This is a genomic window from Kurthia massiliensis (assembly GCF_000285555.1).
Taxonomy (GTDB): Bacteria; Bacillota; Bacilli; order Bacillales_A; family Planococcaceae; genus Kurthia; species Kurthia massiliensis.
The window spans coordinates 95351-119796 of record NZ_HE611000.1 but is presented as its reverse complement, the minus strand read 5'-3'; the positions used below and the strand labels follow the sequence as shown (position 1 = coordinate 119796).

At 37.0% G+C, this 24446-nt stretch carries 25 protein-coding genes and 1 pseudogene; 10 read left to right on the top strand and 16 right to left on the bottom strand.

Annotated elements, in window-relative coordinates; genetic code table 11:
- Positions 1–21 precede the first annotated feature (21 nt).
- Together KMHG_RS12040 and eutH are read left to right on the top strand one after the other, a co-directional pair.
- Entirely contained in the window at positions 22–315 is a 294-nt protein-coding gene (locus tag KMHG_RS12040; RefSeq protein ID WP_010289848.1) for a xenobiotic-transporting ATPase, read from the top strand.
- A gap of 276 nt (positions 316–591) precedes the next feature.
- A pseudogene (gene eutH / locus KMHG_RS12035) lies at positions 592–771 on the top strand (ethanolamine utilization protein EutH); the annotation flags it as partial.
- Between the two features lie 63 nt (positions 772–834).
- Here the strand turns inward: eutH and KMHG_RS12030 are convergent.
- The 4 genes from KMHG_RS12030 to KMHG_RS12015 all read right to left on the bottom strand — a co-directional run bounded on the left by KMHG_RS12030 (position 835) and on the right by KMHG_RS12015 (position 3613).
- Positions 835–1782 carry a PD-(D/E)XK nuclease family protein gene (locus KMHG_RS12030; protein WP_010289846.1) on the bottom strand — a complete coding sequence of 316 codons (948 nt, stop codon included), beginning with the start codon at positions 1780–1782 and terminating at the stop codon, positions 835–837.
- A gap of 139 nt (positions 1783–1921) precedes the next feature.
- A complete protein-coding gene (locus KMHG_RS12025) occupies positions 1922–2473 on the bottom strand; it encodes a hypothetical protein (protein WP_010289845.1) in 552 nt (183 codons plus the stop codon).
- 26 nt (positions 2474–2499) lie between these two features.
- The gene (locus tag KMHG_RS12020; protein ID WP_010289844.1) at positions 2500–3021 is read right to left on the bottom strand and encodes a hypothetical protein; all 522 of its coding nucleotides are present in this window, start codon (positions 3019–3021) and stop codon (positions 2500–2502) included.
- A 94-nt stretch (positions 3022–3115) separates the two neighbouring features.
- Positions 3116–3613: a hypothetical protein gene (locus KMHG_RS12015; protein ID WP_010289842.1), complete on the bottom strand. Its 498-nt coding sequence runs from the start codon at positions 3611–3613 to the stop codon at positions 3116–3118.
- A 298-nt stretch (positions 3614–3911) separates the two neighbouring features.
- Here KMHG_RS12015 and KMHG_RS12010 point away from each other — a divergent pair, with 298 nt between their 5' ends.
- From KMHG_RS12010 to KMHG_RS19360, 4 genes are all read left to right on the top strand, one after another.
- On the top strand, positions 3912–4388 hold the full coding sequence (locus tag KMHG_RS12010; protein WP_010289841.1) for a CarD family transcriptional regulator: 477 nt from the start codon (positions 3912–3914) through the stop codon (positions 4386–4388).
- Between the two features lie 625 nt (positions 4389–5013).
- On the top strand, positions 5014–6111 hold the full coding sequence (locus KMHG_RS12005) for an Abi family protein (RefSeq protein WP_010289840.1): 1098 nt from the start codon (positions 5014–5016) through the stop codon (positions 6109–6111).
- A 424-nt stretch (positions 6112–6535) separates the two neighbouring features.
- Positions 6536–7303, top strand: coding sequence for a sigma-70 family RNA polymerase sigma factor (locus KMHG_RS12000; RefSeq protein ID WP_010289839.1), 768 nt, complete (start codon positions 6536–6538; stop codon positions 7301–7303).
- A 362-nt stretch (positions 7304–7665) separates the two neighbouring features.
- Positions 7666–7881: a hypothetical protein gene (locus KMHG_RS19360; RefSeq protein ID WP_010289838.1), complete on the top strand. Its 216-nt coding sequence runs from the start codon at positions 7666–7668 to the stop codon at positions 7879–7881.
- Between the two features lie 160 nt (positions 7882–8041).
- Here the strand turns inward: KMHG_RS19360 and KMHG_RS11990 are convergent, their stop codons facing one another.
- From KMHG_RS11990 to KMHG_RS11980, 3 genes are all read right to left on the bottom strand, one after another.
- On the bottom strand, positions 8042–8242 hold the full coding sequence (locus KMHG_RS11990; RefSeq protein WP_010289837.1) for a cold-shock protein: 201 nt from the start codon (positions 8240–8242) through the stop codon (positions 8042–8044).
- Between the two features lie 485 nt (positions 8243–8727).
- A complete protein-coding gene (locus KMHG_RS11985; protein WP_010289836.1) occupies positions 8728–9504 on the bottom strand; it encodes a metallophosphoesterase family protein in 777 nt (258 codons plus the stop codon).
- 13 nt (positions 9505–9517) lie between these two features.
- The gene (locus KMHG_RS11980; RefSeq protein ID WP_010289833.1) at positions 9518–10120 is read right to left on the bottom strand and encodes a LysE family translocator; all 603 of its coding nucleotides are present in this window, start codon (positions 10118–10120) and stop codon (positions 9518–9520) included.
- Positions 10121–10298: 178 nt separating this feature from the next.
- On the opposite strand from KMHG_RS11980, the gene KMHG_RS11975 reads away from it, so the two are divergent.
- Complete coding sequence (locus KMHG_RS11975) at positions 10299–11279, top strand: ring-cleaving dioxygenase (protein ID WP_026022096.1); 981 nt, start codon at positions 10299–10301, stop codon at positions 11277–11279.
- 59 nt (positions 11280–11338) lie between these two features.
- Here KMHG_RS11975 and KMHG_RS11970 read toward each other — a convergent pair whose 3' ends face one another.
- Together KMHG_RS11970 and KMHG_RS11965 are read right to left on the bottom strand one after the other, a co-directional pair.
- Complete coding sequence (locus KMHG_RS11970; RefSeq protein ID WP_010289829.1) at positions 11339–11977, bottom strand: 3-oxoacid CoA-transferase subunit B; 639 nt, start codon at positions 11975–11977, stop codon at positions 11339–11341.
- 2 nt (positions 11978–11979) lie between these two features.
- The gene (locus KMHG_RS11965) at positions 11980–12681 is read right to left on the bottom strand and encodes a CoA transferase subunit A (RefSeq protein WP_010289828.1); all 702 of its coding nucleotides are present in this window, start codon (positions 12679–12681) and stop codon (positions 11980–11982) included.
- Positions 12682–12789: 108 nt separating this feature from the next.
- Between KMHG_RS11965 and KMHG_RS11960 the strand changes: the two genes are divergently transcribed.
- Positions 12790–13671, top strand: coding sequence for a LysR family transcriptional regulator (locus KMHG_RS11960; protein ID WP_010289826.1), 882 nt, complete (start codon positions 12790–12792; stop codon positions 13669–13671).
- 261 nt (positions 13672–13932) lie between these two features.
- On the opposite strand, the gene KMHG_RS18490 is transcribed toward KMHG_RS11960, so the two are convergent.
- The 6 genes from KMHG_RS18490 to KMHG_RS11930 form a co-directional block, all read right to left on the bottom strand.
- The gene (locus tag KMHG_RS18490; protein WP_147608202.1) at positions 13933–14214 is read right to left on the bottom strand and encodes a hypothetical protein; all 282 of its coding nucleotides are present in this window, start codon (positions 14212–14214) and stop codon (positions 13933–13935) included.
- A 411-nt stretch (positions 14215–14625) separates the two neighbouring features.
- Positions 14626–16584 (bottom strand): lipoteichoic acid synthase, encoded by a 1959-nt coding sequence (gene ltaS, locus KMHG_RS11950; protein WP_010289816.1) that lies wholly within the window; start codon positions 16582–16584, stop codon positions 14626–14628.
- A 231-nt stretch (positions 16585–16815) separates the two neighbouring features.
- Positions 16816–17595, bottom strand: coding sequence for an ABC transporter ATP-binding protein (locus KMHG_RS11945; protein WP_010289814.1), 780 nt, complete (start codon positions 17593–17595; stop codon positions 16816–16818).
- Position 17596: 1 nt separating this feature from the next.
- The gene (locus tag KMHG_RS11940; RefSeq protein WP_010289812.1) at positions 17597–18616 is read right to left on the bottom strand and encodes a FecCD family ABC transporter permease; all 1020 of its coding nucleotides are present in this window, start codon (positions 18614–18616) and stop codon (positions 17597–17599) included.
- Entirely contained in the window at positions 18609–19616 is a 1008-nt protein-coding gene (locus KMHG_RS11935) for a FecCD family ABC transporter permease (RefSeq protein WP_010289810.1), read from the bottom strand. Before KMHG_RS11935 ends, KMHG_RS11940 begins: the two co-directional genes overlap by 8 nt.
- 75 nt (positions 19617–19691) lie before the next feature.
- The gene (locus KMHG_RS11930) at positions 19692–20666 is read right to left on the bottom strand and encodes an ABC transporter substrate-binding protein (RefSeq protein WP_010289809.1); all 975 of its coding nucleotides are present in this window, start codon (positions 20664–20666) and stop codon (positions 19692–19694) included.
- 309 nt (positions 20667–20975) lie between these two features.
- Between KMHG_RS11930 and KMHG_RS11925 the strand changes: the two genes are divergently transcribed.
- Together KMHG_RS11925 and KMHG_RS11920 are read left to right on the top strand one after the other, a co-directional pair.
- Positions 20976–21719 (top strand): alpha/beta hydrolase, encoded by a 744-nt coding sequence (locus KMHG_RS11925; protein WP_010289808.1) that lies wholly within the window; start codon positions 20976–20978, stop codon positions 21717–21719.
- A 112-nt stretch (positions 21720–21831) separates the two neighbouring features.
- A complete protein-coding gene (locus KMHG_RS11920; protein WP_010289807.1) occupies positions 21832–22659 on the top strand; it encodes an AraC family transcriptional regulator in 828 nt (275 codons plus the stop codon).
- Between the two features lie 49 nt (positions 22660–22708).
- Here KMHG_RS11920 and KMHG_RS11915 read toward each other — a convergent pair whose 3' ends face one another.
- Complete coding sequence (locus KMHG_RS11915; protein WP_010289805.1) at positions 22709–24394, bottom strand: methyl-accepting chemotaxis protein; 1686 nt, start codon at positions 24392–24394, stop codon at positions 22709–22711.
- Positions 24395–24446: the final 52 nt, after the last annotated feature.

Sequence of the window (24446 nt, the reverse complement as noted above, 5' to 3'; positions counted from 1 at the left end):
CAAGTTGTTCAGCGGTATGTTGTGGAGCTTTTTCCGTATAATGCGCGTGCGTTGTTGAAAAATCCAAATTTAATCGTGCTTGATGAAGCAACAGCAGCATTAGATACAGAATCTGAAAAAATGATTCAAGACAGTTTAAACACATTGCTTCATAATAAGACGAGCCTAGTCATTGCGCACCGTTTATCAACGATTCGTATGGCTGATCAAATTGTCGTATTAGAAAAAGGAGAGATCGTTGAAGTCGGGACACATGAATTGTTGTTAGCACGTTCAGGACGTGACCGTCAGCTATATGAATATCAATTCCCGTAACAACAAGAAATCGCATAAATTAATTAGTTAACTAATTAATTAGTTAAAAAAACCTTCTGACTCGGAGATGTTTTTTTTATTTGTCATTAGGTGAATTGCATAGTGATACATATGCTTTTTGTAGAAAGTGACGAAAATATTTCTGGGCCTATTTTCTCTCTTGCACAATGACTTCTTACGAGCTTATACTTTAGCGCATAACGAAAATAATTCTCTTTAAAGCGAAATTTTTCTGCTTAAAATTATTATTTTGTTTAACGAGAGGGGCGAGCGCTTATGGAGATGATTGGAACAGTCATCGTATATATCATTATGGCTTGTGCAGTAATCGGCGCAATTCGAAACGCAGAAGTCGGTGTCGGAAAAGAGTTTATGAGTGGATTACATACCGTCGGCCATATTTTTGTACCGGCAGCCGGCATTATGGCCGCGATTCCATACTTAACGATTTTTATTTAATCGGTACGAAAAAAGCATTGCTTGAAGTATTTGAAGTGAATATGTAACAAAAAGATCTGGTTATTCGCCAGATCTTTCATCGTTTAGTGGTAAGCACATCTCCCGGTAATTACACGTTTCGCACGTTTTCTCATGCGTCGTACGTGGAAACGTATCGATTTCATACGGTTCATTTGTGAACATATCGGCTTGATATTGACGCATGTCAAATACGCTGCGCTCAAAAATGGCGAGTACATCTTCAATATCTGTTTGCGTAATCGTCGTTGTGATATGTTTTCCTTCTAATAAATATTCGTTGCGAACGACAATGCGGTCGAGTGGGATATCTAATGTTTGTTGTAAATAATAAGCATACAATGCTAACTGCTGTCGATCTGCTCCAGATGCTTTACCGGTTTTCCAATCGACAATGACCCATTGATTTGTCGTCGTATCTTCGTACAGTAAGTCCATGACGATAAATACTTTTACATCATTGATATAGACGTAGCGAAATTGCTCCGCTTGCTGAATACGGATTGTATCGCGATGAGCTAGCAGTTGCGTAACGGTTTCACTCGTTAAAAAATGTTCGAACAATTGTGGGAGTCGTTGTTGATATGTTGCGACTTGTTCGGCAGAAAGTTTGCCGTTGTAATAGCGATCAAAATACATCGCATGTTTATTCGGCTTCGCATGCCACGCCTCGTACGGTGTTTGATAAGCGGTGTTCAGTTGATGGCGCGCATAGTTGACGAGCGTTTCTGCAGTAGGGAGTGGACGGTCTAAATAAATTTGACCGATTGTTTTCTCAATAGCATCATGCACAATTTCACCGACGAACATCGGCAAATGTTTTAGCTTTTTCAAACGATACGCATGTTGCGCCTCTGGAGATACATTAAAAGAGAGCCAGCCATTATGCGAAACGTAGTAATCATAACCGTATCGGCGTGCACACGTTAACAACGATTTACTGCGAGACAGTGACCAAGAAAATTCGGGAAATGGTTTCACTTCAAACATACAATCACCTCTAACGTAATTGTAGCATGAAAAGAGGGGAGATTTGAAAGAAGGGGAGCATCGACAATATCGGTATTAAAAAAGCTAACAGCATGATAGATAAGGGCTGTTAGCTTTTGGAATGAATGATTGAATGGCGTTACTTTATTTTTCCTTTAGTAAAAGTATGCGAGATCGATTTCCCATTCCATTTCGTGATTTTTAATTTATTAGGCTTAACAAAAGTTAATGTGTCTACACCGTTCTTTAAATTTTTTCTCTTAGATTTAAAGACTTTCCCTTTTGGTGAAACGCTAATTAAATGATAGCCACCATTACCTGCTCGATCAGTAGAGGAATAAATAATATTTAAATAGCCGTTAGTATCTACCGCAAATTTAAGATTGTCATTTAATCCAACACCTAGCGCATCGTTGGCATAAACTTTTTTACTGCCTTTTAAAATAACTACATTTGGAATGCCAGCATAATTATTAGCATTTTTAATCGTTAATCCATTTGATAACTTATTCGTATATTTACCCGCAAAAAAGCCTTTATTGTCTAGTACGCCGTCAAAATAATTATGTGTAAGAGAAACATACGTTTTATAACTTTTTGCATTTACTTGTGTTGATGGAAATGCTTCTAAACTTGCTACACTTGTGAATAAGACGCTTGCTATAGCCATCTTTTTAATGAAACGTTTCAACTCATATCACGCCTTTCTCTTATACTTTACTTTTTAGAAAATACGATTCGTGCATCATTATGTCCGACGATTAGTTGTACGATTCTGTTATTAAGATTCCAACGCGTAACAATTTTTCCGTCTTGTTTTTTCGTCGTACTTTTTTTATATTTAAATTCTTTATTTAATTTACGATACATTTCTTTTTGATAAGTTTGGACTTTTTTCCATGTATTAAGTTTTGAACTGTCATTAAAAGAAATAACAACTCCTTGTAATGCATTGTATTTAAGTTCCATAAAGATAACAGCTGTATGTCCATATAATTTCTTTTGATAAAACAGACCTCGATAGTTTTCTTCTAAAAATACCCATTTTTTAGCTTTCGCCTTTGTTCTTACCAAGTTTCCATAATCACCAAAATGGAATCCGTTATATACTACTTTTGAAGTTGCAGCTGTTTCAACTGTTGTATTTTCTTTTGCATTTGCGTTAGTCGTTGCAGTAGTCGCACCTAATGTTGTTAATAATAAGCTAGATGCTAATGCCATATGTATATGCTTTTTCATTGGATTTTAATCCTTTCTTTATAGGTATTAAGATTGAATAAATTTACATCTTATTTTAAGTGCATAGGGCGCTGGAATTATATAATAAGAAGTGTTAATTCACTAGTATATCATAGTAAGCGATTGTTGCAAAGTTTGTCCCAATAGTCATAGACGTGTATGTTTCAGCTATACTTGAAAATGTATAGACACCTACATAATATTTCCCAGCTTTATATATCTTAGCGCCATAATTTTCAAACACAGGCTTATCAAAATTTTTACGCAGAGAAGAATGAGAAATTAAATAATTATAATCTCTAGCAATTAAAGTGACTTTAGATTTATAAAATTCGTAAGCATCTCTTTCATTATTTTTAGATACTACTGAATAGTCTACCCAAATATTTCCTTCTTTCTTTAATTTTAAATTTTTCTTTAGGGATCCTACTTTTCCTTTTGCACCCGGAAAAGTTCCCTTTTTTAATTTGGCAGTAAAATTTTGAGTTATATTATATTCTTTTGCTGACGCTTCAAGTGTTTGTGTTGGTATAACTGGCGTTAGGGAACTGGCCGTTAAACAGAAAAGTGAAGCTAATAATAATTTTTTCATTAATTTAACACCTCCTTTTTCCACCTTAACAATAATTTTGAAAATAAAAAAGCGTAATTTTTTTCGGATTATAGTAATAATAAGATGTACTTATTCGAGTTATGCCGAAATGGTGATTGTACATGCAGAAATTGTTCGTTAGAAGTGGAATATGTGCTTTTATAGGAGAATGAACTATCTTAGCTATTTTTTGAATAAATAAAAAGTTGAAATTGTTGACAAATAAAATAAAATTATGATATTATTAAAAATTTTTTAAAAAACCATATGCATGATAAGGTTAAACTAGTTACTATATATGGAGGTGGATGATTTGTTTCAAATTGGCGAAAATATTATTTATCCAGTGTATGGACCAGGAATAATTCAGGCCATAGAACAAAAGGAATTTTTAGGGAAGACGCAACAATATTATGTGATTACAATGTTAATGAGTAAAACACAAATTATGATTCCTGCAGATAAAATATTGACTTCAAAGATCCGCCGCGTTACCGATATTACCGAATTAAAAAGTATATTAGACGCATTTCAACAGAAACAATCTTATCCAATATTGCCTTGGAAGCAGCGGTACAAAATAAATACAGATAAAATAAAAACAGGGAAAATGAAAGAATGCGCGGAAGTTGTGCGTGATTTAATGCGGATTAAGAAAGAAAAAGCACTTAATACGAGTGAAAAAGAAATGTTAGCGCATGCGCATAAATTTTTAATAAGTGAATTAGGTTTAATTGAAGGGATTACTGAAAATCAACGAAATGTTTTTTCTTAACGTGCGCTGTTAGTAGCATGTTAGAAGACGAGCGATGGCAAACAAAAGTTTAGAAATTGGACGAGGGCCCCTAGCATAGTGCTAGGAGCCCTCTTATGGTATTGCTAATTTTACTATTTGTATCGACCCTATCATCAGGGGAATTTTATTATTTAACCATAACCGCGGTAAATTTCAGTGTGATGTTTTCTAACTTAAGCAATGCGAACCCTACCTGCTTCCGCATCCTTGCAGTTCCAAGACTGCGCCAGTGTGAATAAGTATCTTCAAAAAGACTCTTAAAATGCCGTGTAAAATCAGCAATATATTGATTATATCATGTTTAGTATTTAATGTAAAGGTGTGTTTTTATGTAAATATTTTTCATCTATTTGTATTTATAGCATCATATATTGAATATCTTTTAAAGAGAATAATTAATGCGAAAGCATCAATTTAAATATACTGTATTGAAAGAAATGAATATAAATGTTAATATTGATCTATAAATGATGCATCGAATTACAAGATCAGGCTCGATAAAGGCCAATATAGCCCCCTTAACAATTGTTAAGGGGTTTTTTGTGTTTATTTGTTTAGAAAATTGCTAATATAGATTATAAAACAAATAAAGAGGTGAAAGTCGATGGAAGCAGAGGGCGTCGTGCAGCAACCGCCAAAAAAGCGCGCACCGATTGATTTTTCGAACTTAGATGAACAAATCGAGCGCTTAAAACAAAAAAATTTAATCATTGATGACGAGCAACTAGCGAAAAAAACGCTCGTGAAAGCATCTTACTATAGTTTAATTAATGGTTATAAAGCGCCTTTTTTAGCGCAACAAGAAGAATATCCGAAACAGAAAGAACGATTTTCAGACAATGTACATTTTGAAGATGTACATAATTTATATAAATTTGATGCCAAACTGCGCCAAATTATTTTAAGTATTTCACTCGCTATTGAAGAAGATCTTGCCTCGATTATTGCGCACATTATCGGCGATACGTATTGTAATGGACCAGAGAAACGAACACATGGTAAGCCATTATCTTATTTATGTAGAGAATCATTAAACGTATCGAAAGAAAAAGAAGGTGAACTTCACAATTTATTTAGGGATGTTGACTATGCGTTAACGAATCCGAATATGACGCCTGTGAAATATTATATGGAGCAATATGGGTATGTGCCGCCATGGGTGCTCGTGAAAAGTTTATCATTCGGTAATTTTATTAGTTGGTATAATTTATCAGAAGTGACGATTAAAAAACGTATTATCGGTACATTTTTACGCATTGATCCCGAAAAAATTGATAATGACGATAAAAAGATTGTACAAGTATATTATGCATTAAAAATTATTCAACTTTTTAGAAATGCGGCAGCACATGGCGGTCGTATTTACAATTTCCAAACAGACAACGTCTATTTCCCATACATGCGAAAGTATCACGGCCAATTGCTAGGTATTAGCAAAAGTGATTACAACAATAAAGGTGTTGGGAAGTCAGATTTTTTAGCATTTATTTTAGCCATCTTTTATTTGAACGCGCCTGAAGGGGCAGACGACAATTATGAAAAAGAATATAAAAATGATTGTGTCGAAGAATTTATGGATGATTTAAAAGAAGTATTTGGTCACTATATTATGAATAATATTAAATGGGTAGGGCCGGTACTTGAAACGATGAACTTCAAAATCGAGTATTTAAACTTATTAGAACGCTCGGAACTGAAATAAAACGATCAGATCTTGTCAGCATGACGGGGTCTGATTTTTTGTAGCTACGTTAACCTTTAAAAAATTTTCTTTTTACTTTCTAAAAAAATCAATAAAATTGTTTGAATATTTCAAAAATGAATTATAAGTGAATTATAAAAAATGATAAGGGGGTGTTTTGATGGAATTAGTAGGTAGCTTATTGTCATTAGTGCTAGGTATTCTTTCGAAACTTTTAGGTCTTTAATCATTTGATATCTTTTTAAAGAAACCTGCCTGTTTATTGGGTAGGTTTTTTTATTTTATGCTTAAAGTTAAAATTTTGGGGTAATGTGTATATAGTTCTTAGGATATTATCTTATTTTTAATATTTGATGATAAAGATTATTTTTTGTATTTTTTTATGACTTCTGATGTTGTAAATTTGATAAATTGGAGGGTCAATATGTCTAAATACGTTTCAGATGAACAAGTGAGAACGTGGATTCAACATGTACAAAGGAACAATGACGATCGGGCGAAAGAGCATATTCTGATGGCTTTTAAAGATTTAGTTGATAAAATCGTAAGGAAATATAGCCGAACTCGCGACGACTATGATGATTTGTACCAGGTAGCAATGGCAGCCCTCATGAAAGCGATTAAACGCTTTAATTTGAAAAATGATAATAAATTTATGACATATGCGATTCCGTGCGTCACTGGTGAGATTAAAAATTATTTCAAATCAATGTGGGCAATCGAAGTGCCTGTCAAAACGAAAGAAAATTACAAACGTATTCAATTAGCAATAGAAGATTTTACATCTCTTCATGGATATAAACCGACATCGAAAGAATTGGCTACATATTTAGAAATGGACATTTATGAAATTAGAGAACAACTACAGGCGATGACCCATTTTACAGCCTTATCATGGCATGCACCTTCTAACCATCATCAAGAAGAAGGACAAGCTGCTTATGAAGATGTGATTGGCGCAGAAGATATGTCATACAGTGTTGTAGAAGAACAACTGTTTATGAATTATGTATTGAGCAAGTTAAATGAAAATGAAGCACGCGCAATTTATCAACTTTTTGTAAATCAATTAAGCCAAGATGAAGTGGCGAAAAAATTAGAAGTTTCTCAAATGCAGGTGTCACGCTTAAGAAGACGTGCACTCGAAAAAATTAAACGTTTATACGAACAGACTGTTTATACATCTATTTAAAAAAAGCTTCGTGCCATTTGGGCACGGAGCTTTTTTGTACAATGTGCACAAAATAAACACTTTACCCTACATATAAGAGATGTATTTATTGACGAAATAGTCAGAAAATAATAAATTTTTACGTAAATATTTATGTGTTATCGCTCATAAAATGGTTTCATTCATATGATTGTTTTATGAGGATAGCGCAATGGATAGTGACACTACTTTTCGTTTTACTGTGAACAAGATGTAGAAATAAGCATGATACATCTTGTTATGATTTCGATGCGAGTGCCTATGACACAATCTACTTTTACATCCGCGCGTCAACGTATTGTCGTCACCTTTTAAAAGAAAGGCTCAGAAAAAAAAGGATTTTTATGCGGGATCAAGTAACAATTTTGTCGCCATGTGGTATGTTAAGATATGGATTTCCGATAGATGGCATTGTCGTCGACGCTGGTCCGCATAAACTCGGTGCGGTCGTTGAAAAATTAAGCCGCGCACAAATTAAAGTACAATATGGTTATGTCAATTCGCTTCAAACAGCTTGGTATAAAGAAGCGCTCGGTGAAGGTGCGACATTCGGTAAGTAGCGAGGAAATGGTATTGTGACAGATGATACGTTTAGTTACAGTATGGTCGGTATGCGGGCCTTGCATGGGGGAATGTTTATATGAAGCGTTTGCGGTAAATATGCAATAAAATGAAGCATAAAAAAAGCACCTACCGAGATAGGTGCTTTTATCGTAAAAATTAAAGTTTTACGATGTTTGCAGCTTGAGGACCACGTTGGCCTTCTTCGATGTTGAATTCAACTTTTTGACCTTCGTCTAAAGATTTGAAGCCTTCACCTTGGATAGCTGAGAAGTGAGCGAATACGTCAGAACCGCCTTCAACTTCGATGAAACCGAAACCTTTTTCTGCGTTAAACCATTTTACTGTACCTTGTGTCATTTAAATGACCTCCATTATAAAAATATTAATAAGATCTATTTTTTCAAAAAGAAAAAAATTCACATATTACAAAAAGTACTAATAAACACGAAATACTCTTTGGAATAGGTGAATTTATTATTTTTTGTAACTTATTTTCTTATTGACTTAAGTATACGATATAAATGCTCATTTGTCTAGTGTATTTGCGAAAAATTAATTTTTTTGTTTTTCATGATGAAAAAATTGTCGTTTAGGAAAGATATGATTTAAAAGTAAAATCAATTGGCCTTACGTTGGCACGGATCAGGTTTTATATTCTATTTAATATAAAGATTATTAGGTGATGAACGTGTGGAAAAGTAGTGCATGAAAAAAGACGCAGCTATATGCTACGCCTTAAACATGAATTACATGTTCAAGTATACAGGAATACATTCCTATATAAAATAGAGTTTTTTAAAAAATCGTATAATTATTAATAAATTGTTACAAAAAAATAGATTTTAAATAGGTAAATGGGCATGACACTCGTTCGTCACAGTAACCGCATCTTTTTTAATTTCATAAATATGTAATGATGGCTGTTCGACATCTAACAATACACCATTCAACCAGCCGCCGAAGACGCATCCGCCATCTAAGCCGAATTTTGTTTTCGTATCGTCATACCAAATTGATTGAAGGGTACCGCCTTGAATACGTTGGACAGGAGTATGGCCAAAAAATATTTTGTAAGGCAGTTGATGTGGTTGTTCATGAAATGGTTCGCGAATCCATAGTACGTCTTTTGTACGCAATGCAGATAAGTGCCTCGTTTCCGGATCGATGCCTGCATGAACAAATAAATAAGAGGCCATTGATATGTATAATGGCAACGCACGAATAAAGTCGATTTCTGCTTGATAGTATTGTTCGATAATGGGTACGTATTGTTCGAACGATAGCGCTTCAAAATCTTCGTGCACAGGCTGAATAAAATCAGCAAATGTTTTTAATCCGCCGTTACGCAAATAATGTTCGGGTTCCATCGCGCCATCTAGCGAGCGTAAAAGCATATCTTCATGATTCCCTCGAATAGCATAAGCGCGTCCGCTTTCTACGAGCTTTTTGACGATGCGAATGGTTTTTAATGAATCTGCGCCACGATCGACGAAATCGCCTAAAAATAACATTTTCGTTTGTCGTGGGACGATGCGAAGCATATGTTCCAGTTCTTCATAACAACCGTGAATATCTGTCATGATAAAGACGTTTTGTTTTTCTAATTGAATATATTTCATATAGGGTGCCCCTTTAAACTGTAGATTTCGTAAATAATAATTTAATGCCAAAGCCAATTAAGACGACGCCGGTTAACCGTTCCATCCATAGTTGGACACGTGGAGATAGTAGCCATTCGCGAATATAATGAAGACAAATGACGTAAAAGAAAAACCAGCATAACGATAAGACGGCATATGTGGCGCCCATTGCTAAGAAATCTCGCGTCGCGTGCGCCGTACTCGTAATGAATTGTGGCAAAAACGTTAAAAAGAAAACGATGACTTTTGGGTTTAAGACATTTGATAGGAAGCCTTCCAAAAATGCATGCTTCGTTGATAAAGATGTTGTTGTAGCAGGTGCTGCCGGCTTCGCGAGTAATGATTTTACACCGAGATAAATTAAATAGAGTGCACCGATCCATTTTAATATGCCGAAAGCGAGCGCAGATTGCATAAGCAAAGCAGACAAACCGAGCGTTGCGGCGAGCGTATGAATACCAGAGCCGACTGTAATACCTAGTGCAACTTGAAAGCCATCTTTACTACCGTTACGAATCGTTCGTTTCGTAATGAGTGCCGTATCAATACCCGGACTCATTACGACGAACAAAGTCATCAATAAAAACGTAAGCACAACAAACACCTCCATGAATAAATTACCATTTTTATACAAAAAGTACAATTGCTTCACAAGTAAATATGACGCGGGAACAAGGATATTTTATAAAGTGTTGACAATAAAATAAGTGCATGTTAATATATCTTTAAATCAAGATAAATCAAATCAAGATTTATAAGGAGGAAACAACATGATCAAAAATTTAATCGGTATGCACCACGTGACAGCTATTACGAGTAGCGCAGAAAAAAACTACGAATTTTTCACATATACATTAGGAATGCGTTTAGTGAAAAAAACAGTCAATCAAGATGATATTCAAACGTATCACCTATTTTTCGCAGATGATGAAGGAAATGCTGGGACAGATATGACATTCTTCGATTTCCCTGGTATTCAAAAAGGGAAACACGGTACGAATGAAATTTATCGTACGTCATTCCGTGTGCCGAGCGATGCGGCGTTAGATTATTGGGTGAAACGTTTCGATCGCTTAGGTGTAAAACATACAGGTATTGAACGACAATTTGATGTTAAGGTGTTAGCATTTGAAGATTTTGATGAACAACAATATCAACTCGTATCAGATGAAACGAATACAGGTCGTCCATCAGGTAAACCGTGGGAAAAAGGGCCAGTGCCGAATGAATTCGCCATTACAGGATTAGGTCCAGTTGTCATTCGTATTTCAGACATTGAATACTTTAGTCAAGTACTTGTAGAAGCGATGGGCTATAAACAAATCGCACAAGAAGGTACTCTTTACTTATTTGAAGTAGGAAAAGGCGGTAACGGTGCACGTGTAATCGTTGAGCATAATACGTCAACACCGGGCTACCAAGGTTACGGTACCGTTCACCATGCAGCGTTCTGCGTACGCGATAAAGAAGAACTATTACAATGGCAACAACGTCTAGAAACAATTGGTTTCCGCACATCAGGCTATATCGACCGCTTCTTCTTTGAATCACTCTACGTACGTGTAGCGCAAGGTGTGTTATTTGAATTTGCAACTGAAGGCCCTGGTTTCCAAGGTGACGAACCGTATGAAACATTAGGTGAAAAATTATCATTACCACCATTTTTAGAACAACAACGTGAACAAATTGAGTCACTCGTTCGTCCAATTAATACAGTGCGTAGTACGGAAACAATTGAAAAAGAATACGAATAATTGAATGCAAAAAGACCACTTTCATTTCGGTGAAAGTGGTTTTTTTATGGAGATAAGTATTAAGCGTGCGCTAAATTAACGGTATAAGATGCTTCTGTATGTGATGCCACCATTTCTTCTGTAACGCCTGGTTGCAGTTCAATCAATTCCATTCCGTTTTCTGTGAAGTCAAATACGGCTAAGTTCGTAATGAGACGGTGTACGACGCCTTGGCCCGTTAATGGTAACGTACAAGCTTTTTTAACTTTTGATTCGCCATGTTTGCTGACATGATCCATCACGACGACAACACGTTTTGCGCCGTTGACGAGGTCCATCGCACCGCCCATGCCTTTTACCATTTTCCCTGGAATCATCCAGTTAGCAAGGTCACCGTTTTCAGATACTTCCATACCACCTAAAATGGCTAAATCAATATGCCCGCCACGAATCATTGCGAACGATTCAGCGCTATCGAAAAAAGATGCGCCTTTGACAGCTGTGACCGTTTCTTTTCCGGCATTAATTAAATCTGCATCGACGTGTGCTTCTGTCGGATAAGGTCCGATACCGAGCATGCCATTTTCAGATTGTAACAATACATTCACGTCGTTTGGTAATGCATCTGCTACAAGCGTTGGAATCCCGATGCCTAAATTCACGAACATGCCATCTTTTACTTCTTTAACAGCGCGGTTTACTAATACTTCATGTTTCATCGTTATACCTCCTCACGCACAGTACGTTTTTCAATGCGTTTTTCATATTGGTCACTCACGAGTAATCGTTGTACGTAAATCCCTGGTAAATGAATATCATCTGGATCGATTTCGCCGACTTCGACAATTTCTTCCACTTCTACAATTGTAATTTTGCCAGCAGTCGCTGCAATCGGATTGAAGTTACGCGCAGTTTTTCGGAACATTAAATTACCGAGTTTATCTGCTTTCCATGCTTTTACAAGTGCGAAATCCCCGACGATGCCTTCTTCTAATAAGTATGTTTTTCCATCAAATTGTTTCGTTTCTTTTCCTTCTGCAATCGGTGTGCCGACGCCTGTCGCTGTATAAAATCCTGGAATGCCGGCGCCACCTGCACGAATGCGCTCTGCTAACGTTCCTTGAGGCACAAGTTCGACTTCTAGTTCACCTGATAAAAACTGTTGTTCGAAAATTTTATTTTCCCCAACGTAAGATGCAATCATCTTTTTAATTTGTTTGTTCGCTAATAAAATACCTAAACCAAAGTCATCGACACCACAGTTGTTGCTGACAACGGTTAAATCGCTTGTACCGTGATTGCGAAGTGCCTCAATACTTTTTTCAGGAATGCCTGACAACCCAAAGCCTCCGACGATTAATGTTGCACCGTTTGGAATATCTGCTGTTGCTTCTTGAAATGAACTATAAATTGTTAAACTCACAAATAACGCCTCCTTTTGTAGTAAAATTTTACATTTAACAGCATTATAAGTAAAATAGATAAAAAATATGAATATCATTAGTAATTACTTATAAAAGGAGTGAAACCGTTGAACGTACAAGCATTAAAACTATTTATCGGTGTCGTAGATGAAGGAAATTTTACGAAAGCAGCAGAAAAACATTTTGTCACACAGCCGTATTTGAGCCAACTCGTGAAACAACTTGAAAAAGAATATGAAGTAAAACTGTTAAATCGTTCAACACGACAAGTAACAGCGACAGATGCGGGGAAAGTTGTCTATGCGCAGGCGAAGAAAATGCTGGCATGTATGCATGAGACGGATAGGTTGTTAGATCAGTTAAAAGATGTGAGGCGCGGTGAAATCACGCTCGCTATCCCACCACTCGTTGGCACCGTCGTGTTACCAAAGTTATCAAAACTTTTTCGTGCGCAATATCCGGCGATTAAAATGCATTTGATTGAAGTAGGGGCGAAAAATATTCCGAAAATCATCAAAGCAGAAGAAGCGGATATTGGATTTTGTGTCATGCCATTAGCAGATGAACAACTAACAGTCAGGCCGTACATATCGAGTGAGTTTGTCATTTTTATTTCAGCAGAACACCCGCTTGCAAAGCGACGTGCATTGTCTATGAAAGACTTGAGACATGAGGATTTTATTTTATTTTCAGAAGGTTTTACGTTGCATGATGCGGTACTTCATCATTGTCAAAAACATGGCTTTTCGCCGAATGTGAGTTTCGAAACGTCTCAATGGGACTTGATGGTTGAATTGATTGCATTACAAATGGGTGTCGCACTATTGCCGAAGTCGATTGCGAACATGGTCCATCATCAATCGATTCATATTTTGCCACTTCGCGAAGAAAAACCGTTCCAATGGGAAATTGCGATGGTAACGAAAACGCAGCGTGAGCAAACGTTTGCGGCAAAAGCATTTGAAGACATCGTATTTTCAACGACATAAAAAAGTGTAGCCCGTATCGTTTTAGGCTACACTTTTTTGTTATACAGATTTAAGTAATGCTCGTTTCGGTAATTTACCGACAAATTCCTCTACATCGTAATTTAAATAATCTTCAATAATTGATTCTTTTGCGCTACAAATAGTGAATTTGCAATGCTTTGGACGAGTTTCGGTACTGCAAAACAAAGGTCTGAGAGCGCAGAAGCAGATACCCCACAACTAATGAGCGCACAGTAGTTGAATGCATATAGACCGTGGACATCATCTTCGTATGCCTTGGAATTCAAATTGTAGCGTTAAGTACGAGTGTGCGTCTAATAAGTCATTTTGTAACGTCGTTGGCGCGGTATAAGCGTTTTGCCACGTCAATAAACGACCGTGGAATGGCGCTAATTCTGGGTGGAGTGCCGGATTTGAAATAAGGCCCGTACTAATAATTAAGTAATCAAAGTCAGTGATGCCTTTTGACGTATGCACGCGCACACCGTTTTTATAAGCTCCCATCCACAATCTAAATGCACGTAAAATGAATCGTACTGACAAGCGCGATTGTACGTATCATTCATCGGAGGTTGATTAAATTGGAAGAAGTGTGTCATTGCACGATATTTTTCATCATCTGTGAGCGTCGTTTAAATAATCATACCGAAGCGACGAGTATGCTTTATGTTCATTCGAGGTGGTGTTTTTATACTTATGTTCCAGCCTCTTTTGTCGTGTATAAAAATGTGTCGTTACACTTTAAATGTACGAATTTCTTCGTTCAATTGTTGTGCACTGTTGCTTAAATAGTACTTAATTTCGTTTTATAATAAACATTATATGAATGATATTCAAATAACTGAAATGACATAAATTAGACGCTATTTAGGCGATTGTTGAAGTGAAGAAGGAAATTTAAAATGGTATAAAAAAACAGCCGAAACAAAATGGTTTCGGCTGTTTTAAATCGCATTATTTGCTTTTTGTTTGTACAGCATCAGGATTTGTGTAATCGTATGTTGTCGGATCAACTTTCGTATAATCTTTTGGTGTATAGAAACGTAATAAGTCACCGTTGACGATTTCATCTGATACTTTTAATTTTGTTGTTACTTCTTCTTCAAGTTTTTGACCTTCTTCGCTTGATGGTAATACTTCACCTGTTTTATTATCGTAGAATTTGCCATTGATTGAAGCAACTTTTGGACTCATGAAGTCACCGTTACGGAATGCAACGACTTCTTTATGATCTTTTGATAATAAGTCTGTACCCATTTGTACGAATTTTTGTGTATCGACACCTAATAAGTGAAGAATTGTTGGTACCATATCAATTTGTCCGCCATACGTATGTTTGACGCCACCTTCCATACCTGGTACGTGGATGAATAATGGCACACGTTGTAAGTTTGCGTTTTCGTAAGCGCCAACTTGTTCACCGATAATTTTAGACATCGCTTTGTTATGGTTGTCTGAAATACCGTAGTGGTCACCGTAAAGGACGATCATTGTGTTGTCATATAAACCGTCTTTCTTCAGTTGTTTAAACATTTGCTTGATTGATTCATCTAAATAGCGAGCAGTTTGGAAGTAGTTATCGACACTTGCGTCGCCAGTTTTTGTTTTGTTAATTGATACTAAGTCTTGATCCATTTTATATGGGAAGTGGTTACCGACTGTAATTAACTTCGTATAGAATGGTTCAGGTAAATCTTTTAATAACGGACGAGATTGTTTAAAGAATGGTTTGTCGAGTAAACCGTACTCAGCCATTTCTTTATCGTTGCTCGTATCATAGAACGTCGCATCGTAGAACTTATCGTAACCGAATTGTTTGTAAATCGTGTTACGGTTCCAGAAGCTACCGTTGTTACCGTGCATAACAGCTGATGTATAACCATAATCTTTTAAGATGCTCGGTACAGCTTGATATGTGTTTTGTGCTTTCGTAATGTAAGCAGAACCTTGTGGTAAGCCGAATAATGAGTTTTCTAACATAAACTCGGCATCAGACGTTTTACCTTGACCTGTTTGGTGGAAGAAGTTATCGAAGTACAATGTGTTACTGTCTTTCGTTAAGTCGTTTAAAAAAGGCGTTACTTCTTTACCATCTACTTTATAGTCTAATAAGAATGTTTGGAACGATTCTAAGTGTAAGTATACGACGTTCATGCCTTTTGCAGCGCCGAAGTAGTCTTTATTCGGTTTTGCGTAGTTAGAGCGTGTGTAGTTTAATACATCTGTTAAATCATCACTATCTGCTAATGCACGTTGTGATGATGCTTGTGTTGTTTCGTAGGCATCATAGAACGTATAGTTGTACATACCTAAGTATTTCACGATATATGTGCGGTCAAAACCACGGCTAAGTAGTTGTGGACGATCTTTTTCTGCTAATGCTAAGTTAATGAAAGAAAGCACTACAGCAACGATTAAGATGATAGAGCCGCGTTTTGTGCCGACTTTTGGATTGTTTTCAACCCAAGATTTCTTGAAGAAACGTAAGTAAAATAAGAACAATACATCTACGAAGAATAAGAAATCATAAGGTTTTAATAGTGATAAGACACTGCCGCCTAAATCACCAAAGTTTTGCGTTTGGAATAACGTTGGAATTGTAATAAAGTCGCTAAAGAAGCGATAATATACAGCGTTTGAATAAAGCAAGATTGATAGCAATGTATAAATAACAAGAAGTGCTGTCAGCTTACGTTTACCTTTTCTAAATAAAAAGGCAATGCTCAAAAGAATCATCATTGAGCCAAGTGGATTGATAAATAATAAGAACTGTTGAAGCGAACCTTTCACTTCAAGATCAAATTGAGTAACTTGAACGATGTATGTTTTAATCCATAACATACACACAGCAATTAAATAGACGATGAAGAAATTCATTTTCCCATCTTTTTTTCTATTTAAGAGGTCTTCCATTATTGCACCTTCTTTATATAGCTTTTCGCGTTAAGTTAATATACTTCCATTTCATGTTGAGACAAAAAGTAGAACGTTATTAAGATAACAAAGGTTGCAGCCTACATGCAATAAAAAGTTACTGTACCCCCAAATATTTTTTATAAACCTACAATAAATGTCATAAAAATAAATAAATGGGATTTCCGCGCGATGTCGAAATTCCCATTTGTTTATTTTTTCATTATTATATTAGCCAACGTCATAAGATAAGCAAACTGGTTTTCCATCATCTTCAATAATTTTCGCATGAATGTTGAAAATTTCATGCAGCGTTTCAGCTGTCATAATTTGTTGGGGCGTACCATTTGCGATAATGTGGCCATCTTTCATCGCGATAATCGTATCAGAAAAACGAGCAGCTTGATTAATATCGTGTAAGACCATGACGACTGTACATTGATGTTCTCGGTTAATCGTTTCGACGATTTTTAATACTTCCATTTGATGTGCCATATCTAAATAAGTTGTCGGTTCATCTAATAGTAAAATGTCGGTTTTTTGCGCAAGCGCCATCGCAAGCCATACACGTTGGCGTTGTCCGCCTGATAATTGGGCAAGCGTACGATGTTGAAATTCAGTTACGTGTGTGACGTTCATCGCCCATTCAATTATTTCCTGATCTTCTTTCGTTACGCGGTTCACATTTTTTCGATGTGGATACCGTCCGTAAGAAATGAGTTCACCTACTTTTAATTGTTGTGGCGCGGAAGGGGACTGCGCTAAAATCGCTAAACGTTTTGCAATATCTTTTGTCGACATCGTTTGCATGTTTTGCGATTGCAAATAAATATCGCCGTGCGTTTTTTTCAAAATACGTCCAATCGTTTTCAACAGGGTTGATTTGCCACAGCCATTTGGGCCGATAATTGTCGTAATACGACCTGCTTCTATTTGGGCAGATAGTTGTTCAAAAATGGTGTGCTGCTCGTACCTAGCTGTTACGTTGTCTATGCGAAATGCAGTTGGCATGTTAACGCCCTCCTTTGACGAGTAAAAATAAGAAATATGGAATACCGATAATGGATACGACGATGCCGACCGCTAACTCTGATGGCGCAAAGGCCGTTTTCGCAATAAAGTCTGCGACGAGTAAAAGTGCCGCACCGACGAGTCCACTCACCGGAATGACGAATCGGTGATGAATGCCGACGAGTTGTCGAGCGATGTGCGGAGCCATTAAGCCGATGAAGCCAATACTGCCTGAAACAGAAACACAGGCGCTGACGATGCCGACACTCGCAAGCATCAATTTAATTTTTTCACGTTCAAGCGGAATGCCTAAACTAATAATCGTACTTTCTTCTAATTGGAAATAATCGAGTAAATGACTTTTCCGCCAAATATAAATGCCGAGAATGACAACCCAAGGCAACATCGAAGCGATAAACGTCCAGTTGGCGTTGTAAATTGTTCCTGCTTGCCAAAGAGCAGCCACTTCATAATCCTTCTCGCTCATTTTAAGCGTTAAATACAATGATAGGGCACCAAAGCCACTATTGATTGCAATCCCTGTTAGAAGCAGCCTTTCGACGTCTAAGCGCCCATAGCGATAAGCAAAACTGAAAATGATGACGGCAGCAATTAAACCACCGACAAAGCCGAATAGTGGCATCAATAAAATATTGAGCCATTCCGAACCATCTGCACGCGACGCATTAAATTGAAAAACGAACATAAAAAACGCGACAGCGGCACCTGCACCGGCATTGATCCCAAGAATACCCGGGTCAGCAAGGTCATTTTTTGTGACCCCTTGTAAAATAGCCCCTGCAAATGCGAGTCCAATACCGACTAAAATAGCGATGACGACACGTGGTAGGCGGAATTCGAAAATGACGAGTTGAAACTTGTCGTCCTCACTAAGACCGAACAACGTTTTGACGACATCTAATATCGTCATATCAAACATGCCGTTTGTGACATGTAAGTAAAATGCAAGAAAAATGACGATGAGTAATGCGCACACTTTCCAAATAAAACCTTTAGGCATGACGCGCACCTCCTCTTGTACGAATTAAATAAAGGAAGAACGGAATGCCGATAAATGCTGTGACGACACCGATTGGCGTTTCAAACGGAAAGTTTAAGTAACGACTAATTAAGTCACATACACTTAAGAACAGCGCTCCGATGAAAATCGTACACGGAATAATGTGACGATAATCACTACCGACAATAAAACGTACGATATGCGGAATGACTAAGCCGACGAAAGCAATTTTTCCGACGAGTGCAACGGCTGTTCCTGTTAGTAACACGACCGCAAACATTGATAAATAGCGTACCGCTTTCGTTTTTTGCCCAAGTCCCGTCGCAACGTCTTCGCCGAGTGATGAAATTGTAATCGCTCGACTGCTCACTAATGCAATAAGCAGCCCGATAAGTCCAAACGGTATGGAGACGAGTAGTAAATCCATATTCACGGTATGAATTTTCGTGTTGTACCATGCAGCAATTGTTTGCGACACTTGGAAGTACATCGCAATCGCCGTTGCAATACTGCTTAAAAAGGTACCAATCACCGTACCGATAATAGCGAGTCGCACCGGGGATAGGCCACCTTTAATAGCGGCGCCAAAACCAAAGACGAGCGCAGCTCCGAGCGCTGAACCAATAACCGAAATGATGACCATTTCAACATTTCCGAGTCCAGGGAAAAAGACGATTGCAATCGTTACGGCAAAGGCCGAACCATCATTGACACCCATTAATGAAGGAGATGCTAAATAGTTACGTGTAATGCCTTGCATAATAGCACCAGCAACCGCTAAAAATGCCCCGACACAAATGACCGCAATCGCGCGAGGAATGCGGTTCGCACGAATAATTTGATGATCTGGATTTGCCGCATCAAAGGCGACAATCGATTGCCAAATTGTATGTAAACTAATATCTTTCGTGCCGACAATGACTGAAATAATGCCGACAGCCACGATCAGGATGGGCGACAGCCATAAAATCCATTTTGTAAAATGAGTGGATGTTTTCATAAGTAGACACCTATCTTTTAGAAGTAGCAATAGGGATACCTGCAGTTAGGCATCCCCATCGGTACGATTCATTCGTTATTTTAATAATGTATTTTCAACAACATCTAAGAAGCGTGTTTTAGACCAAGCTGTACCACCTTCAGCAAGCGGCGCGATTTCATTTACGAAGACATGGTCCGCTTTTGCAGCTGTTAATGCTTTAAATACAGCATCTTTTTGCACATCATCTAACGCTGTTTTTGCTTCTGCGTTTTCTGATTCGTCAAATTCTAAGAAAATGTAGTCAGGATCAACGTCTGATAATGTTTCTAATGAAATTTGTGCTTGGGCTTCTGCTTTTGTGACAACGTCAGGCGCTTTTAAGCCAAGCTCTGTATATAAAATTGGGTTGAAGTAAACGCTCTCTGGATAAACGAACATTTGACCACCACGAATACGAATCATTAAAACTGATTTATCTTTTACGTCAGATGCTTGAATTTCTGATTTTAAATCTGCGACATCACTTTCGTATTGATCGATAATTTCTTTTGCTTTATCTTCTGTACCACTTAATGTTGCTAACGCATTTAAGTTGTCTTTCCATTTATCAGAGAAGTGAGAGTATGGAAGTGTTGTCGCCATTTTATTCATTTTCGACATAACATCTTCAGCCCATTTATCTGTACCGATAATCGCATCAGGATCTAATGATAAGATTTTTTCATTGTTTGGTGCCATTTTGTTACCGATTAATTCAGCGCCTTCTAAACCTTCTTGTAAGTATTCAGGAATTTCGCCGCCAACTTCAAGTACGCCTACTGGTTTAATACCAAGTGCTACAGCGTCTTCCATTGATTCCATACTAGCTGTCACGATGTTTTTAACAGGTGCATCAAATGTATAGTCAGTTCCTAAGTAATTAATTGTTAGTTCTTTTGCTTCTTCAGAGGCACTAGAAGATGCTTCTGTTTTTGTGTCATCTGTTTTTGATGATTCCTCTGATGTTCCACAAGCTGCTAAAGATAGTGCGAATAGTGCGGCTGCACCCATTTTCCAATATTTTTTCATGATATAAACCCTCCGTTGTTAAATGAAATTCGTTCTCAACTACGCCTTTAATGCTATCAAACGATGTATAAGAAATGAATAGATATTTTTGAGAAGAAATATGGACGTAAATCTGTAAAAATATTTCCAAAAAACATATTTATCGTGAAAATAAGGACTTTTACGATAAATATGTCCAAAATATATGGACAAAATTCGTAGATGAAAATGGACATCTTTATAAAATGTATAAAAAACGTATCATTTTCGAAGTGGAAATGAATGTTCATACATAGTAATGTATAGGAAACAAATAGGAGGTTTCTTATAGTGGAATATTTATTAACGTGTCATTCAGCGGCTTTACAATATACGTACACATTAAATGTTTACGTACCAGACGTGCCGGCTCCACCTGAAGGCTTTCCCGTCATTTACGTATTAGATGGACGATGGTATTACGAATTCGCGAAAAATACGGTTGCGTTGCAAAGTCGAAACTATATAAAAACAGGTGTAAAGCCAAGTATTGTTGTTGGCATTTGTCACGATGAAAGTGATATACGTACGCGTCGTTTTTACGATTTCACAGCACCAGCTGCACAATATGTCTTTCCAGCGCGTACGAAAGGAAAGCATATGGATACGAAGGAATATGGCGGCGCTGTATTATTTTTCACATTTTTAGAAGAAATCATCAAACCGACGATTGCGCGTGATTTTTCAGTAAATGATACCGCGCAGACGTTGTACGGGCATTCACTAGGTGGATATTTTGCAATATGGTGTTATTTACACTATCCGACAAGTTTCACGCACTATATCGCAGTCAGTCCATCAGTGTGGTGGAACGATTTAGAATTACTGAAAGCACTTGATGAGCTATCGTTGCCGAACGCTCATTTAGCAATTGCTGTCGGAGAACAAGAACATTTTATGGTAGAGGAAATTACGATGTTTTATGAACGTTTAGAGACAACGGAGAAGTCGCTTTACATAGCCCCAGAAGAAAATCATGCATCGGTCGTACCGACGACGATGAGTCGATTGTTCCGTACGATTCGAAGAGAATGATAATCATTATCATTGACTAATCGTCTAACTCATGTAAAATAAAGGACATACATATCGTGAATTGATCAAAAATCGTTCTTAATGAGCGCGATCTTTGAGAAGGAGGGATAATATGTCCATTCAAACGAATGAACTCATTGAATATTTTGCGACGTCCACGATTGAGTTTCGCAATGCCTTTCAATCTACATTACCTGCAGGGAAATTAGATGCGAACCGGAAAACTGCCTTTGAAGTATGTGGACTCATTATTCCATTGAAAGGGAGTGCGCGTTTTTCATTAAACGGTGTACCATATCATATGAACCCACATACAATCGTTCATGCTGGAAAAGATATGACGATTAAAATTAAAACGTATGACCAAGATTGGACATATGCTGTACTGCATTACGAAGTGATACAGCCCGCTGAAAAGTTTGCACATTTTACAGAAAAGCATTTTTCGATAGAAATTGATCAAATGCAGCCGATTTTAAAAATCGTCGATACGTTATTACATAAAAATATGAATCCAGATCATTTTTCTCAATTTGAATTAAAAGCGCTATTTATGAATTTATTACAAGAAATTTTAAACGGTGCACGCAACAGTGAATATAATTTCACCTTGCAACAAGTGACGAAAATCATTGATTATTTTCATACGCATTATGAAGAAGATATTTTTATTAGCGAAGTCGCAGATATGTTTCAAATTGATCGACGGCGCATCGCGTACTTATTTGAAAAAATTACGGGTATGACACCGGTACAATATTTAATGCATTACCGCGTTTCCCGCGCAAAAGAGTTACTCGCCGTCACTGATTTAACAGTTGCGCAAATATCAGAAGCAGTCGGCTATCAAGACAATTTTTACTTTAGCCGTGTCTTTAAAAAAGTGATGCACATCTCACCGAGCCAATATCGCAAACAAAATCAGCGCATGGGCTCTTAAAAAGGGCATAAAAAAAGACTCGCATTTTTGTGAGTCTTTTTTCAATACATTATACTTTAAACATTTTAATTTGATCATATAAACTTTGTGCGCTTTGACTTAAGTCTGTTGCGACACTTGTCACTTGTTGCATCGTTGTCATTTGGCCTTCAATCGCATGAACGATGACATCGATATTTTGTGCTGATTGTGCAGCACCATTTGAAATATCTTGAATCGATGCAGATACTTGTTGTGCACCGGCAGACAATTGTTCAGACGTGGCAGAAACGTCTTCAATTTGTGATGTCATTTCTGAAATCGAGTTTGAAATCGTTTCGAATGATTGACGTGCTTCGCCGATAATGTTTACACCGTCTTGGACAGATGCTAATGAATGATCGACAGCGCGCGCAACGTTATCTGTATCCGCTTGGATATCTGCGGTTAATTGTTTAATCGCATTGGCAGATTGTTTTGATTGCTCCGCTAACTTGCTGACTTCATCTGCTACGACGGCAAACCCTTTACCGTGTTCACCAGCGCGAGCTGCTTCAATAGAAGCGTTTAAAGCTAATAAATTCGTTTGATCGGTAATGTCGGTAATGACATTTGTAATTTTCGCAATTTCAGCCGTTTGTTCTGATAACTTCACGACTAAATTATTAACTAAATCTGTTGATGAATGAATCGTTTCCATTTGAGAAGATGCTTTTAATACTGTTTCAACACCTTGTAAAGAATTGTTGCTCGTTTCAGAAGCAGATTCATTTAATAGTTGTGCAGAAGATGCAATACGCTGAACGCCTTGTGCAGTTTCTTCCATTGCATATGAACTTTCATTCGATGCAGCTGAAGATTCTGCTGCTGCTTCAGATGTTTTCGTGATTTGACGAGAAATTTCTTCATTCGTTGCCGTCACTTCTTCGGTGCTCGCCGTAAGTTCTTCAGCAGATGTTGATAAATATTCTGCGTTCTCTTGTAAGCTACGCACGAGTGTATTTAAGTTGTTTTTCATCATATTAACGCTCTCTGCTAATTGACCAATTTCATCTTTCGATTTTTGCTCAATATCATCTTGCGTTAAATCCCCATTTGCAACAATTTTCACGACTTCATTAACGTGGCCTAATGGTTGGATAATGTTTAGACGAATATATCGAATGAAGAAAATTGATAACAGTACGCTAATGACTAATCCGATAATCGTAATTAATTCTGTTGAATTAATTAATGATGTCGCATCTTTTTGAATGTTATCGAGTTGCTTATCTTGATATTCACTCATGTCATTCGCAACATTTACGAGGTCGTTATTAACATGAGAAATGTCTTCAACTGCGATTTTTTTAGCTTCCTCCATTTTATTCGCGTTAATCGCTGTTTGGTATTGTTCAAAATACGTATTGAAGTTGTTGTTATATTCATTCATTTCTGTCCATTTTTCTTTCATTTCTGGTGCTGTAATGTACGATTGTAATTCCTTAATTTGTTCATCAACTTCTTTAACCGTTGGATCTAAAATATCTTTATATTTCTGATCGTTATCTAAAATGATGGCACGTGTGTACAACCCTTGCTTATAAATATTGATGACGATCTGATCGATTAATTTTACTTGCTTCATTCGATTATTGAACGCTTCATCGACTTTTTTTTCAACTGAAATTTGGTTGATAAGACCAATAATAATGGATAAACCCATTACGATAACAATTGAGAAAAAGGCGACATTTAATTTCTTGCCTATGCTCAAAATATTACCCCCCATATAACTAATCTTTAAATGACATGACATTTAAAGTCAC